Source organism: Flavobacterium sp., from assembly GCF_043778725.1.
Taxonomy (GTDB): domain Bacteria; phylum Bacteroidota; class Bacteroidia; order Flavobacteriales; family Flavobacteriaceae; genus Flavobacterium.
This window is the reverse complement of the sequence record NZ_JAYWFT010000108.1, coordinates 39,230-54,095: the sequence shown is the minus strand read 5'-3', so window position 1 is coordinate 54,095 and position 14,866 is coordinate 39,230. Positions and strand designations below refer to the sequence as shown.

14 protein-coding genes are annotated in these 14,866 nt (G+C 29.4%); all 14 read right to left on the bottom strand.

The window, feature by feature from the left end:
* Positions 1–28 precede the first annotated feature (28 nt).
* The 14 genes from ACH2CG_RS10350 to ACH2CG_RS10285 all read right to left on the bottom strand — a co-directional run bounded on the left by ACH2CG_RS10350 (position 29) and on the right by ACH2CG_RS10285 (position 14,836).
* Entirely contained in the window at positions 29–973 is a 945-nt protein-coding gene (locus tag ACH2CG_RS10350) for a glycosyltransferase family 2 protein (RefSeq protein ID WP_395064861.1), read from the bottom strand.
* A 1-nt stretch (position 974) separates the two neighbouring features.
* Positions 975–1,622: an acetyltransferase gene (locus ACH2CG_RS10345; protein ID WP_395064859.1), complete on the bottom strand. Its 648-nt coding sequence runs from the start codon at positions 1,620–1,622 to the stop codon at positions 975–977.
* Entirely contained in the window at positions 1,616–2,692 is a 1,077-nt protein-coding gene (locus ACH2CG_RS10340) for a DegT/DnrJ/EryC1/StrS family aminotransferase (RefSeq protein WP_395064857.1), read from the bottom strand. The genes ACH2CG_RS10345 and ACH2CG_RS10340 overlap by 7 nt, the downstream gene beginning before the upstream one ends.
* A gap of 2 nt (positions 2,693–2,694) precedes the next feature.
* Entirely contained in the window at positions 2,695–3,960 is a 1,266-nt protein-coding gene (locus ACH2CG_RS10335) for an ABC transporter ATP-binding protein (RefSeq protein ID WP_395064855.1), read from the bottom strand.
* A gap of 4 nt (positions 3,961–3,964) precedes the next feature.
* Complete coding sequence (locus ACH2CG_RS10330; protein ID WP_395064853.1) at positions 3,965–4,816, bottom strand: ABC transporter permease; 852 nt, start codon at positions 4,814–4,816, stop codon at positions 3,965–3,967.
* A 196-nt stretch (positions 4,817–5,012) separates the two neighbouring features.
* Positions 5,013–6,185, bottom strand: a complete 1,173-nt coding sequence (locus ACH2CG_RS10325) for a glycoside hydrolase family 88 protein (RefSeq protein ID WP_395064851.1) — start codon at positions 6,183–6,185, stop codon at positions 5,013–5,015.
* A gap of 5 nt (positions 6,186–6,190) precedes the next feature.
* On the bottom strand, positions 6,191–6,757 hold the full coding sequence (locus ACH2CG_RS10320; protein ID WP_395064849.1) for an acyltransferase: 567 nt from the start codon (positions 6,755–6,757) through the stop codon (positions 6,191–6,193).
* On the bottom strand, positions 6,754–7,659 hold the full coding sequence (locus ACH2CG_RS10315) for a glycosyltransferase family 2 protein (protein ID WP_395064847.1): 906 nt from the start codon (positions 7,657–7,659) through the stop codon (positions 6,754–6,756). Before ACH2CG_RS10315 ends, ACH2CG_RS10320 begins: the two co-directional genes overlap by 4 nt.
* Positions 7,646–8,845, bottom strand: coding sequence for a glycosyltransferase (locus ACH2CG_RS10310; protein ID WP_395064845.1), 1,200 nt, complete (start codon positions 8,843–8,845; stop codon positions 7,646–7,648). The genes ACH2CG_RS10315 and ACH2CG_RS10310 overlap by 14 nt, the downstream gene beginning before the upstream one ends.
* A gap of 6 nt (positions 8,846–8,851) precedes the next feature.
* Positions 8,852–10,030: a glycosyltransferase gene (locus tag ACH2CG_RS10305; RefSeq protein ID WP_395064843.1), complete on the bottom strand. Its 1,179-nt coding sequence runs from the start codon at positions 10,028–10,030 to the stop codon at positions 8,852–8,854.
* A complete protein-coding gene (locus ACH2CG_RS10300; RefSeq protein WP_395064841.1) occupies positions 10,031–11,188 on the bottom strand; it encodes a polysaccharide pyruvyl transferase family protein in 1,158 nt (385 codons plus the stop codon).
* 97 nt (positions 11,189–11,285) lie between these two features.
* Positions 11,286–12,317 carry a glycosyltransferase family 2 protein gene (locus ACH2CG_RS10295; RefSeq protein ID WP_395064839.1) on the bottom strand — a complete coding sequence of 344 codons (1,032 nt, stop codon included), beginning with the start codon at positions 12,315–12,317 and terminating at the stop codon, positions 11,286–11,288.
* Positions 12,318–12,508: 191 nt separating this feature from the next.
* Positions 12,509–13,555 (bottom strand): dTDP-glucose 4,6-dehydratase, encoded by a 1,047-nt coding sequence (gene rfbB / locus ACH2CG_RS10290; RefSeq protein WP_395064837.1) that lies wholly within the window; start codon positions 13,553–13,555, stop codon positions 12,509–12,511.
* Positions 13,556–13,558: 3 nt separating this feature from the next.
* Positions 13,559–14,836 carry a nucleotide sugar dehydrogenase gene (locus ACH2CG_RS10285; RefSeq protein ID WP_395064835.1) on the bottom strand — a complete coding sequence of 426 codons (1,278 nt, stop codon included), beginning with the start codon at positions 14,834–14,836 and terminating at the stop codon, positions 13,559–13,561.
* Between the last annotated feature and the right edge of the window lie 30 nt (positions 14,837–14,866).

Below are 14,866 nucleotides of genomic sequence, written 5' to 3'. Positions count from 1 at the left end.
TTTTAACTTAAACAAGAATTTCATTATTTTAGAAATTTTTCGTTTTATTTTTAATTATAGTAAGGTAATATTTTAAAAAAAATATTCTAGCAAAAATTACTGATTTTAAAGGCGGTTTGTACTTTGCTAATATTTTAAAATAAATTTGTGTGGCTTGAACTGGTTTAGAAATAAATGAGAAATGTATGTCTTTTATAATCCTTAAGAAAAGTTGCTGTTTTAAAACATTAAACTCTTTTTCATCGTTGGCAATAATTTTATAAAATTTTAAAGATTCGTCAATATGTAAAAATTGTTTTTCAAAATAGTCTAATTTAGACCAAATACCTAATCCATTACTTCTATAAACTGCTGTAATATCTGGAATAGATTTCAACTTACCGTGTAAAGAATAAAAATAACTATATATTTTATCTGCTCCAAAACTGCCCTTATGTTTTTGATAAAAAGTTATAAACTCTTTGGATAAATTTTTTGAAATTATAGTTTGCATTGGCGGAATAATTCCATTTAAAATATCGTTAGTATTCCAATCCTTAAACTCAAAATTATCAGTAGAGATTAAATTAATATCATTATCAATTGTATTTCTTGATGAAAAGCATAAAGAATAATCGGGATTTTTTTCTAAAAAATCAATTTGTTTTTGTACTTTTTTTTCGTCTATCCAATAATCATCACCTTCACAAATTGCAACATACTTTCCTTCACATTCACTTAAAGAAAAAAAGAAATTAGAAATAGCTCCAATATTAATTTTATGATTAAAATACCTAATTTGCTTGGCTTTAGGATGATTTTTTAAAATATTTTCTATAACATTGTTGGTATTATCTGGCGAACAGTCATTGGACACGATTACTTCAATTGGAAAATCACATTCTTGGTTAAGAATGCTGTTTATGGATTGTTCAATAAAATGTTCATGTCCATAAGTGATTACACAAACACTAACCAACGGCTTTTTTTCCATTTTAAAATTCAAGAGGTGGAACTTCTTTTATAATTTTAGCAGGTATTCCTACAGCAATACAATTATCTGGCAAATCTTTAGTAACAACCGAACCTGCACCAACAATTACATTTTTTCCAACATTTATTTTAGGCAATAAGGTTGCATTAGTTCCAAAAACCGAATAATCGCCAATAGTACAATTACCAGAAATATGAACCCCAGGCGACAATTCTACATAGGCTCCAATAGTACAATCATGACCAACAGTACAATTTAAGTTAATCAACACGCCTTCATTAATAGTCACATCATTAGTAATAATTGTGCCTGTCATGATGTTACAACCTTTGCCAATTGTATTATTAAAATTACCAATACGAGCGAAAGGACTAATTGAAGAAGTAAAAACGCCTCCAATTGCTATAAATTTTTCGGCCATTTTTTTCCTTAAAACAGGATTTCCTATTCCAATTGTAAATTGGTTATGGGTTTCTTGAAAGAATTTAGCTGCTTCGTCTTCACTAGTAATTATAGAAAATTGATTATAGAGTTTGCTTGGTAAATCGTTACTAACATCATCATAAAAAGCAATAGTATTTACTTCATTATTTTGAAAGAAAACTTCTAATACTTCTTTAGCAAAACCTTTAGCTCCAATAATTAACATAATTGTTTATTTATTATAGTTGTAATTTTCTGTAAGTCAATAACTTCTAAACCCACATAAAGCGGTAAACACAAAACTCTTGATGCTATACTTTCTGCTAATTCCATTGGTGCTCCGTTAACGTAATTTATTGTATTTAATGAAGGATAAAAATAGCGTCTAGGAAAAATATTTTGGTCATTTAAATCTTTTTGAACTTTTAATAATTGCTCTTCCGATTTAAAAATTACTGGATAATAACTGTAATTCCATTGCGTATTTTCTCTAATTTTTATTCTTTTTAGAATTGAAAAATCCAATGTAGCGTTGTAGTAATCGACAACTTTTTTTCGTTCTTCAAGTATTGTATCCATGTATGGAAAAACTGCCAATCCCATAGCGGCTTGCAATTCGGATATTTTTCCGTTTATTCCCAAACCATAAAAATCTAATGGCCCATTGTGACCAAAATTATGACTATAATATAATTTATGAAATAAATTGGCATCATTTGCAATCATCGCGCCGCCTTCTCCTGTGTGAAACAATTTGGTAGCATGAAAACTACAAGTACTTACATCGCCATAATTAAAAATTGATTGTCCGTTGTAGTTCACTCCAAAAGCATGTGCCGCATCATAAATAATTTTAAGATTGTGTTTTTCGGCAATTAATTTTATTGCTTCAACATCACATGGATTTCCAAAAACATGAGTTGCAAGAATTGCTGTTGTTCGTGAAGTAATTGCTTGTTCAATCTTGGATTCATCAATTGTTAAATAATCGGGATTTATATCAACAAAAACAGGTGTGCAATTTTCCCACAGTATGGAAGCAGTTGTTGCAACATAACTAAAAGGAGTTGTTATAATTTCGCCTTGATTTCCTAGTAATTTTAGTGCTATTTGCAATGGAATTGTACCATTATTAGTAATAATTATTGCGTTAATGTTTAAGTAATCCTTAATCTTTTGTTCCAATTCTTGCACCAATTCTCCTCTATTGGTTAACCAAAGATTGTCAAAAGATCGTTTTACTTGCGCAGTATATTCTTCTAAAGTTGGTAAAAATGTTTTGGTAACGTTTATCATAATTAGCTATTAATCCAGTTAAAAACTGGTCTTATAAAACCTGGCTCTCTGCCCATAAACTCTCCTAATTCTTTATTTCCGTTTACAATATTAAACGAAAATATACTTTTCTCAACAAATACTAATGTTCGTTTATCATAGACTATAAAAAGAGACAAAAAGAAATTACCTGATTGAAAAAAGGATTTTGGAAAAACGCATGTCAATATATTCATTCCTTTTTTAAGAGGAACTAAACCTAAATGTGTAAATGAAAATAAAGTTTCACCAAACTCATTAAGGAGATGATAAGTAAGATGATACTTGGTAAACTCATCAGAATAAATAAGAATTTCTGTATTGATTTTTATTTCTTCATTGTCATATAATAATTCTTTATTAGAATCATTTGTACCTTGAACAGAAATTTTTAAAAGTTTGAAAATATTTTTTAATCCGATAGTATCAAAATCATATGAATTTATTTTTTTTTCTGTACCTCCGTTTAAATATATGTTAACACATTGATCTACATTTCCTATCGTTTCTATCTGACCTTTATTTAATAATATTCCATTGTTGCATAGCGTTTTAACTGCTCCCATGTTATGACTAACAAATAAAACAGTCCTGCCTTCTTTGTCGCTTATATCACCCATTTTACCGAGACATTTTCGTTGAAAATCTGCATCTCCAACAGCCAAAACCTCGTCGACAATTAATATTTCAGATTCTAAGTGTGCAGCTACAGCGAAAGCCAATCGAACATACATTCCAGAAGAATAGCGTTTTACAGGAGTATCAATATAACGTTCTACACCAGAAAAATCAACAATTTCATCAAATTTTCGATTAATCTCTTCTTTGCGCATTCCTAATATTGCTCCGTTCAAATAGATATTTTCTCTTCCAGTCATTTCAGGATTAAAGCCTGTGCCAACTTCAAGTAACGAGGCTATTCGTCCGTTTACTTTAAAACTTCCTGTAGTTGGTTTTGTAACTTTACTAAGTAATTTTAATAACGTACTTTTTCCTGCGCCATTTCTTCCTATAATTCCAACAGCATCGCCTTGTTTAATTTCAAAATTTATATCTTTTAAAGACCAAACATAGTCATTTGTACCTTTGGATGCTCTGTCATTTTCTTCTCCAATTGTTAAATACGGATCTTCTTTACCTCTTATTTTACTCCAAAAACGATTCAAATCATGAGAAATAGTACCTGTACCAACTTGTCCTAATCGATATTGCTTAGAAATATTTTCTGCTTTAATTGATAATTTACTCATATTATTAAACGGTATCCATGAAATTTTTCTCAATTTTATTGAATATTACTACTCCAAATATTAAGACAAAAAATATTACTATTGTACTAAAAATTAAATCGTTAGGATTAAAACCCTTTGACCCTAAATATCCATGTCTAAAACATTCAAAAATACTTGACAAAGGATTTATTTTACTAACAAAGGCATACTTAGTTGGCAATGCCGAAATTGGATAAACAACTGGCGTAGCATACATAAAAAGCTGAATACCAAATGTAAGAAGAAATGTTAAATCTTTATATTTATTAGTTAAAGAAGAAAAAATCATACCCAAACCAAGTGCAAAAGTTGCCATTAAAAGAATTAAAAAAGGCGTTGCTAAAATCCAGTAATTGGGATGTAATTGTTTGTCTATAAATGTAAAGTATAAAACTACAAGAATAAAAATAAAAAACTGTATTGCAAACTTCACTAAACCTGAAAATACAATTGACAATGGCATTATCAATCTTGGAAAATATACTTTTCCAAAAACAGACGCGTTATCTTTAAATACTGTTGATGTTTTATTTAAAGATTCCGAAAAATAATTCCAAACTGTAATTCCACATAAATAAAAAGCTGTTTGAGGAAGTCCATCAGTTGAAAGTTTAGCAACTTGACCAAATAATAAAACATAAATTAACATGGTAAGCAGAGGCTGAATAATAAACCAAAGTGGTCCTAAAATTGTTTGTTTGTAAAACGTAATAAAATCTCTTTTTACTAACATAAATAATAAATCCCTATAATTCCATACTTCAGTTAAATTAATTGAAAATAAAGATTCATTGGATTTAATTTCTTCTGTCCAAATTTGATTTTGGTCTTCCATACAGTTTGTTCTTGTAAATAAATAAATTGTTAATTTTTTTTAGCTTTAAACTAAAAAACAATCAATAAATCAATATTTTATGTTTCTATTAATAATGAATTGCGAATATACAATTAATACTTTTTAAAAGTATATTTTTTAACTTACATAAAAAAAGGAAGCTGAAACATCAACTTCCTTTTCTAATTTTATGTAATCAAATTATTTTTTTATTATAAATTGTTCTTAAACAAAAACCTTGGGTAAATGGTAAAATATCAAATTGTTGCGAGTGCACTCCAATGGTTTTAGTATCGCCTTGAGAAAAATCTACAACTCCTGTTCTTCTTGTAACTTGTTTTAAATAATGCAATGCTTTTTCCTTGGCTTGTAGAGATTGTTCTGCAATAGTATTTATTGCTGCGGCATTTGTAAAAAACCAAGCCAAAGTTGCAGTTGTTGATGAATCTTTTTGAGATTGTTTGTTTAAAATTAACCAGTTCCAGCTGCCATCTTCGTTTTGAAAAGTCACTGCCATTTGTCCAAAATTAATTACCATCTGTGTCAATTCTTCTTTATTGGGATGGTTTTTAGGTAATTCGCTCCAAGCATCAATTAAACCTATTGCATACCAACCCAAACCTCTACCCCAACCAAATAATCCTACTGGCAGGTGCGTTTTAACTTTGTAGGTGTGGCACGGAATGTATTTATTTAGTAACATGCCATATTTATTAAATTCTCTAATTTGATTGATGCCAAGTTGTACTGCTACGTCGTCGTTAAAAAGTAAACCATAGCGCACTAAAAAAGGAGAAATAAATCCAATTGTGTCAACATAGCGGTATTCTGGATTGTGTTTTCTGTAAGCAATTGTTCCGTCTTCGCCTTTTAGTTGGTTTATTAAAGTTAATAAAATTTCAAAACATGGTTTGTATTTTTGGTAATTAAAACCATCAAGTTTTAAAAGTGCATATCCTAAAATTACGGCATCAATTTCTTTTGGAATTACTTTCCAAGTTCCATCACTATTTAATTTTGAATTGATGTAATTATCAATTTCTTTTTTAATTTTTACATCATTAGTATGTTTTAAATATTCATTTATGCCAAGCAATAAAGAAGCTTCTTGCCAGCTTTGTATTGCATTACGCTTGTAGTTACCTTTTAAAATATCTATAATAACAAGACGGTCGTTATCTGTAACTTTAATTGTTGGCGTTTTGTTTAACCAATTTACAGCAACACGAAGCACTTTTTGTTTCCAAACTTGATCATTAGAAAACTGTCCTATTTTGATACGACTTTGCCAAGTATCAAATTTCTGAATAAAATCGATTCCTAGAACAATAAGTACAAAACCCAATACTAAAATAAAACTATATATCATTTTTTTTATTTAACATATCCTATTCCGTTTTTCATTTTTTCAATCATTTCCTGTTTCATATTGTCCGAAATAGCTGAATCTAAAGTATATTTCTCATCAAATTTAGGAGAACTGTCAAAGCTTTTTTCAATTTTTTTATGATACTCTTCTACAGTACAAATTACCTTAGCAGGATTTCCAACGGCAACAACATTGTCAGGAATAGATCTAGAAACAACGCTTGCAGCACCAATAATTGAATTATCACCAATGGAAACACCTGGCATTATAAAAGCTCTAGCACCAATAAAGCAGTTATTACCAATTTTTATTTTTCCAATTTTAGTATATTTTACTGTTCTTTTTGTGCTAGTATCATGCGCTAAAAGGTAAACTTGTGGTGCAAAAATAACGTCATTACCAATTTCTATAAGCCAAGAATGTGCGAAATCTATGGTGCATCCTATAAGTCCATAGCAATTTTTACCCACTTTCATTCCTGCTTTTAGATTGGCCTCGAGTGTTAATTGCTCTGGCGTAATTCCTTTAATCTTGTACAAAACTGCTAGGAAAATTCTTTTAAAAATACTCATTTTATGACTTTATTTTTTAATTTAAAATAAGTGAAACAAGCTCTAGGTAAAGAAAAAATATAGTACATCTTATTTTTAATTCCTTTCATTTCCCAAAAATAGTTCTCATTAGACAATAATGAATTTACTGCAAGGTATAAAAAATTACTTTTGTGATGTATTGGATATTTTGCAATTGGGTAGGTGTCATTTTCTATCAATTTAAAAAATGAAAAAGCCATAGATTTTAAATACCATAATTTATAAGAACTATCAGACAAGCCTCCGTCTAAATATTCTTTGTATTGAATTACATCATTTAAACACAAAACATCATATTTTTTTGCCATTTCGTGCCAAACTACTGCTTCAAAAACATATTTCACACCTTCTTTTTCTGGAAAAGGAAATTCCTTCATTATTTTGGTTTTAAAGGCTACCGATTTATCACCTTTTAAATTATATTTTAGATAATAATCTGCGAAAGAAATTTGCCAATAGTCATGCAAAAAATTATCACCAACTACTGCACCATTAGTAAATTGTGACAATCCAATTATACCTCCTATTTTGTCATTATCTTTAATTTTAATAAAGGCATCATTGGTGATTTTTACAGCATCATTAGATAAAAAATCATCACTATCAACGATAAAAAATAAAGTTCCGTTGGCTTTATTAACCCCAACATTTATAGCCGTGTGTTTTCCTCCATTAGGTTTATAATGGTAGTGTATAGGGAATTTATTTTCTAAAATAAACTGTTCAATAACTTGTTTAGAATTGTCTGTACTGCCATCATCTACAATAACCCATTCAAAGTTATGGCTAGATTGACTAACCAAACTTGCATACAATTGAGGCAATAACGAAGCTCTATTGTAGCATGGAGTAAAAATGGTTATTAAATTATGATTGTCCATTGTTTATTAAATTATAAAATTTTAACACTTCTTGTTCGGTTCCAATTACACTATTTTTTAAATTATCTTTAAATGATAATTGCAACTTTTCATCAGAAATTAATTGTTCTAACTTACTTGCAATTGCATTAGCGTCCATTGCAGCAATTAGACCCGTAAACCCATCTTTTATTTGGTCTTGTGCCGAACTAAAATTGGTAATTACAATTGGTTTATGCAACAGTTTAGCTTCTTCAAGAGAAATAGATTTTCCTTCATAAAAAGAAGGCAGTAAAAAACAGTCTGCATTTAAAATATAAGGATATGGGTTGCTTTTTAAACCTAAGAAAAATAAACTGTTGGCAACATTATTTTTATTTGCAATATCTATAAGTTGCTCTTTTTGGTTTCCTTCACCAATGAGGTACCATCTAATTTTAAATCCTTTTTTAACTAGAAGAGTTACTGCTTCTAATCCCATAAAAAGACCTTTTTCTTGCGCAATTCTACCTACATAAATTATATTAAAGTAGTCATTATCAAACTTAAAATTGATTGCTTCTTTACTTAAATCGTTTATAATTCTAGATGAAATAATATTTTCAATTGTTGTAATTTTAGATGCAAATTGAGGTAATTTCATTTTTAATCGATCACTCAATCCATCAGAAACTGTTGTAATATAATTTAATTTATCAAAATAATACAGTTCGTTGTCTAAATCTATTTCTAATTTTTCTAAATCGGTGTGAATCCATCCTATTTTGAGAGATGCAGTAACTTTATCAACGCAAAAATAAATTGGATTTTTTTCTTGAAAACCAATTGCTACATCATAACTTTTATTCAATTTTGGTAATGCTTTGGCATAGTGTTTCCAAAAATATTGTTCTATTATGACGCCACTTTTATATTTTTTTGACAAGAAAAACAAGGCAATTCTAAGATAAATAGCTTTAAAATTAAGGTTTTTTATTGCTCTAGAAAGTGCACTTTTTGTACTTGAATATAAATAAGAAACGATTTTTTCTTCTTTTAAAATGGTAACTTCTTTGGGAACATTTTCAAAGAAGACGCCTTCATGTCTAAAAACAAATAAATCAACATTATATTTAGAATAATCAATTGATTGTAAGAGTGATATAAGCGCTTTTTCGGCACCACCACAATTTAAATTATTGCATATAAAAAGGATTTCTTTTTTCATGTTACTTTATAAAAAGCTATACAATTTATCAATTTCTGACTCGGTTCCTAATTCTTCCTTTTTTAAATTGGAACTTAAAGTGTGTCTTAAGGTTTCATTTTCTAACAGATGTTGAATTCCGTTAGCAATAGAAACGGCATCTATTGCTACAATTAATCCATTTAAAGTATCGCTTATTTGATCTTTTGCAGTAGAGAAATTGGTTACTAATATTGGTTTATTCAAAATTTTGGCTTCATCAATTGCAATTGACTTTCCTTCATATCGAGAAGGCTGAACATAAATTGTTGCCGCTTTTAGATAGGGATACGGATTTTCTTTCAATCCTAATAAAATAAAATTCTCTTTTAAATCTTTTTCATGTATCGCTTTTTCTAGAGAAATTCGTTCTGCGCCTTCTCCAATAATCAACCATTTGAAAGGTACTTTATTTTGTTTTAAAATTTGAGCCGAATCAATTGCGAAATCAAAACCTTTTTGTGCATGCAATCTTCCAATTGAAAGTAGGATTGGTTGCGATTGATCGATTTCAATTTTATCGTTTGCCAATTTAGTGATGATAGCCGAGGAAACGATGTTGTAAATAACCTCAACTTTGTTAGATTGACTGGGAAATGTCTTTTTTAAAACGGCAGCACATTCCTCTGAAACAGTAGCAATAGTTGTTAAAACATGAAAATATTTAGCATCAAATGAGGCGTCTAAATCTAATTTAGTATAATCGTTGTGAATGAATCCGATTTTCTTTTTTGCACTAGCGCAATCCACAGCAAAGTAAATGGATGATTTTTCTAGAAAACCAATGGCAGTGTCGTATTGTGTTGGTAATTTAGTTATTGATTTAGATAGATATTTCCAGCTTTTCTGCTCGGATTTTCCTAAGTTTTTAATAAAATTATTGTTGATAGTAAATAGAATTCGGGAAATTGCCAAACTAATTTTGCCTTGTTTAATAAAACCAATTACCGATAAAAAAATACTCTTTACAAACGTATTGTAGTCGTCATTTAATGTAATTATAGTAACTTGACTTGGTACCAATTTTAGAAAAATACCTGATTTGTTTAATAAAACTAGATCTACTTTAAATTTATTAAAATCGATGGTATGGAGCAAATTAATTAAGCTCTTTTCGCCACCACCAGCTTGCAGACTAGGAATTACAAATAGGATTTTTTTCTTCATTTAAATAATTTCGAATAGATAATGGGCTGCTTTTTTAGCATTATTTTTTATTTCAGGAATTTTATTGGCTAAGATGGTTATAATTTCTTTTTCTTGCGCAACCATTTCGTCGAATTTTGCAATTAATTTTTGACTATCCGATATTTCGGTAATGCTTAAAACCAATTTTTCTTCGCCAAAAATATCTTTGGCAATTCCTTTAGATTTAATGCTATAACCCAAAACCATTGTTGGAATTAAAGTAGAATAGGCGGCAATTGTAGCATGAGTTCTAGCGCCAATAAAAAATCTCATTTTAGAAATAAACGCTTTGTATTGAATGGCGTTCAAATTATTTGGTAATAATAAAACCCTGCCGGTAGCTTTAAATTCGTTGTAAAATTCTTGTAAAACTTCATAATCATCATTTCCCGGCACCATTACATGTGGCGTAAATGCAATTGTCATGGTTGTTGATGAAATTATATGGTGTATTAAATTGAAGGCCGCTTTTTTAGACTCTTTATTCTTTTTCCAAACCAATGGACTGTAATTAAACCCTATTGTGTCGCCTATTTTCCAATCACTAGGCAATGGCATTTCTTCTTTTTGCATATTAAAAGCGCCGTCTGCCACTAGTTTAATATTTTTTATTCCTTTATTTTTTAGAATTTCATACGTTAGACTTTCTCTTGCTAACACTAAATCGAAAGATTGCAAGTCATTAATTTTGGGTTGAGACAAATCTTCATCACCAATGGATGCACCCCAAAGTACTAGTTTTTTACCAGCTTTTTTTATCAATCGATCTATTTCATAAATCCATGTTTGTTCGCCATAACAATAATTGTCGCCACCAATAGAAAGAAAAACATCGTGTTGAGGTATTAAATCTATTATTTTCTTGAATTTAGCGCGTTCTAAAAATGTTTCGTCTTTTTGGAATTTCACTTTTAATGCAGAAATAATTCCATTGAAAGATAGTAAAGGAATTTCAAATTCTGTAGCATCAAAAATTTTATCAATAGTAGGAATTAGTTGATCTGATTGTGGATTAAACGATGCTAGATTTATTGTAGCATTTGGATTTTTAGCTTTAATTAAATCTACCGCAGAACGCACTATTGCTTCGCAACCACGATTTAAACTTCCGGCATGGAAAAACATTAATATTTTCATAAAGTAAAAATTTATTTTTTAGAGGTAATATGTTGTCTCGCCTTTTATTTACTTGTATTTATTTTCAATAAACTAATTATTAGTGGCAGTTTGCTATTTATTTTTTATTTCTAAAATTACTGTATTTTATTGCACTATAAATTAAGATTGGACATTTATATTTTAATCCAAATAAAATGATTTTCTCGTATTTAGATTTTTGCGAAAATAGAACGTTATAGTACTTATTTAATAGGGCTATTGTTGTTTTATTGTTAAGAATTTCTGCTACTAATTTCTTTATTTGATCTTTATCCAATTTATTATCAGAATTGTAATATTCATGAAAAAGAGAACTAATTTTAGTAATGAATTTTTTGGCTTTTAAAAAATCTATGGTATCAAATGATAAAAATGTGGTGTCTAAAGAAGCATAATCGTATTGATATTCTTGTTCAATTCTATTAAAATAATTTTTAGTTTGAAAGTCTCTTGTGGCACTTCCTGCAACTTCTAGATAGTGATAACCTGTATAATTTAAAAAAAAAACTTTACTTGATTTTGAAAAGCAATTGGCATTAAATAATCCGTCTTCACCCAGAGCAATTCCTTTTGGAAACTCAATTTTATTATCAATAATGAGTTCTTTTTTATATAATTTATTCCATATTGAATTCAAATTTTCATTTCCAATAAAATAGGGTATAATTTCCTTTTGAATAAACTGTTTTTCTAAGATTATATTTTCATCAAATGGATGACTGGATATAAATTGGTGTGTGCCTTGTGATGAAAAATATTTACAAATTACAATATCAATTTCGTGATTTATAGCACTAGAATACATTTTTTGATAGTAGTCATTTTCTATAAAATCATCGGCATCGACAAAACCTATGTAGTTACCTTGAGCAATTTTTAATCCGTTGTTTCTTGCTACGCTTACACCTTGATTTTTTTGATTTATTATTTTTATTCTATCGTCTTGTACTTTATAGGATTCTAGTATGTGCTGACTATTGTCTGTAGATCCATCATTGACAAAAATAAATTCGCATTGTTTTTCTGTTTGATCCAAAAGCGATTGTATGCATTTATCAAGGTGCAATTGGGCATTAAAAACAGGAATAATTACTGAAATTATTGTCATGAAAGTATCTTCTTTTTATGGTATCGCAACTGGTTGTTTGGTTTTTATGCTACTTTATGTTTGTATAAAAAACAAGGTTTCAATATTAAAGATACAACTATCATTTGTATTGTTGTTTATCTATAAAAAATATTTTTAAAAATAAGTCTATTAACGATTGCTCTACTAATTTTTAGTTGAAAAAATTGTGCCTAATTGTATTGTTTTTGATAGTATTTTTGATATTCGCCTGAGGTTACATTTTTTAGCCATTCGTCATTAGATAAATACCAATCTATTGTTCTTTCTAGACCTTGTTCAAATGTTACTGAAGGTTTCCATCCTAATTCTGTATTAATTTTAGAGGCATCAATGGCATATCTTAAATCGTGTCCTGGTCTATCTTTTACATAGGTAATTAATTGCAATGATGTTTCTGGAGCACGACCTAGTTTTTCATCCATTATTTTACAAAGTAATTTTATGAGGTTGATGTTTTGCCATTCGTTAAATCCGCCAATATTGTAGGTTTCATGATTTTTTCCTTGATGAAAAACAAGATCAATTGCAACGGCATGATCTTCTACAAAGAGCCAATCTCGGGTATATTTTCCGTCACCATAAACTGGTAAAGGCTTGTTGTTTATAATATTGTTTATAAAAAGCGGAATTAATTTTTCGGGAAAATGATTGGGTCCATAATTATTAGAACAGTTGGTAATTACATAAGGTAATCCATAGGTTTCACCATAGGCACGAACAAAATGATCTGAACTGGCTTTGGATGCAGAATATGGCGAATTGGGATCGTAACTTGTGGTCTCGGTAAACAATCCTGTTGCTCCCAAAGAGCCATAAACTTCGTCTGTAGATATATGATAAAAGCGTTTTCCTTCATAATTATCTTTCCAGATGGTCTTGGCTGCATTTAACAAATTCATTGTTCCTATAACATTTGTTTTTACAAAACTCAACGGATCTACAATAGAACGATCAACATGAGACTCTGCCGCTAGATGAAGTACACCATCAAATTGATGTTCATGAAATAAATTGTTTATAAAAGTATCATCTACAATATCGCCTTTTATAAAGGTATAATTGGGTGCTTTTTCTATGTCGGCAATGTTTTCTAAATTTCCTGCATAGGTTAGCGCATCTAGATTAACTATTTGACAATTTGGATATTTAGTTACAAATAGTCTTACAACATGAGAACCTATAAAACCTGCTCCTCCTGTAATTAAAATTTTTTTCATAAGTTATAGTTTTCCGTCTATTGGACAAGTAAGTACTCCTTTAACATCATACACAACGGTATTTTCTTTTTTAAATTGGTCTAAATCTAGGTTTAAAAACTCATTGTGAGCTACGCCTAAGACAATAGTATCATATTTATTGTTCGGAATTTTATCTGTTGTAATTAATTTATATTCGTGTGCTACTTCACTAGGATTAGCCCAAGGATCATAAATAGAAACTTCAATTCCATAATCGTTTAATGCTCTAATAACATCAACAATTTTAGTGTTTCTTACATCGGGACAATTTTCTTTAAATGTAATTCCGAGCATTAATAACTTGGAGTGATTAACAGGAATTGCTTTTTTAATCATAAGTTTTACAATTCTAGAAGCCACATATTCGCCCATGCTATCGTTTAATCTTCTTCCTGCAAGAATAATTTCTGGATGGTAACCTGCTTCTTGTGCTTTTTGGGCAAGATAATAGGGATCAACACCAATGCAATGACCGCCAACTAATCCTGGTTTAAAATTTAAAAAATTCCATTTTGTCCCTGCTGCTTCTAAAACGGCATGTGTGTCTATATCTAAAATATTAAAGATTTTTGCCAGCTCATTTACAAAAGCAATGTTTATATCTCTTTGCGAATTTTCTATTACTTTGGCAGCTTCGGCAACTTTAATGGATGGTGCTAGATGTGTTCCTGCTGTGATAACAGATTTATAAAGTTCATTTACTTTAATTCCTGTTTCGGGAGTTGATCCGGCAGTGATTTTTAAAATTTTATCTACTGTATGTTCTTTATCTCCTGGATTAATTCGTTCTGGTGAATATCCTGCAAAGAAGTCGGTATTGAATTTTAGCTTGCTTATTTTTTCTAGAACAGGCACACATTCTTCTTCTGTTAACCCAGGATATACCGTAGATTCATAAATTACAATATCGCCTTTAGACAATACTTTGGCAACTGTTTCACTAGATTTGTAAAGTGGTGTTAAATCGGGTCTGTTGTTTTTATCAACTGGTGTTGGAACCGTAATTATGTAGTAATTACATTGTGCAATATCGTCAATATTAGTAGAACAATAAAGTCCTATTTCTTCTAGCGGTTTGTTTACAAGTACTTTTTGAAGTGTTTCTTTATCTACTTCTAGTGTTGCATCAATTCCTGAGTTTAAATTGTCTACCCTATTTTGATTTATATCAAATCCTACAACAGCATATTTTGTTGCAAAAAGTCGTGCCAATGGCAAACCAACATATCCTAATCCTATTATTCCAATTTTTGTTTTCATAAAAAAAATATCGAGGTAAACTTATGCGTT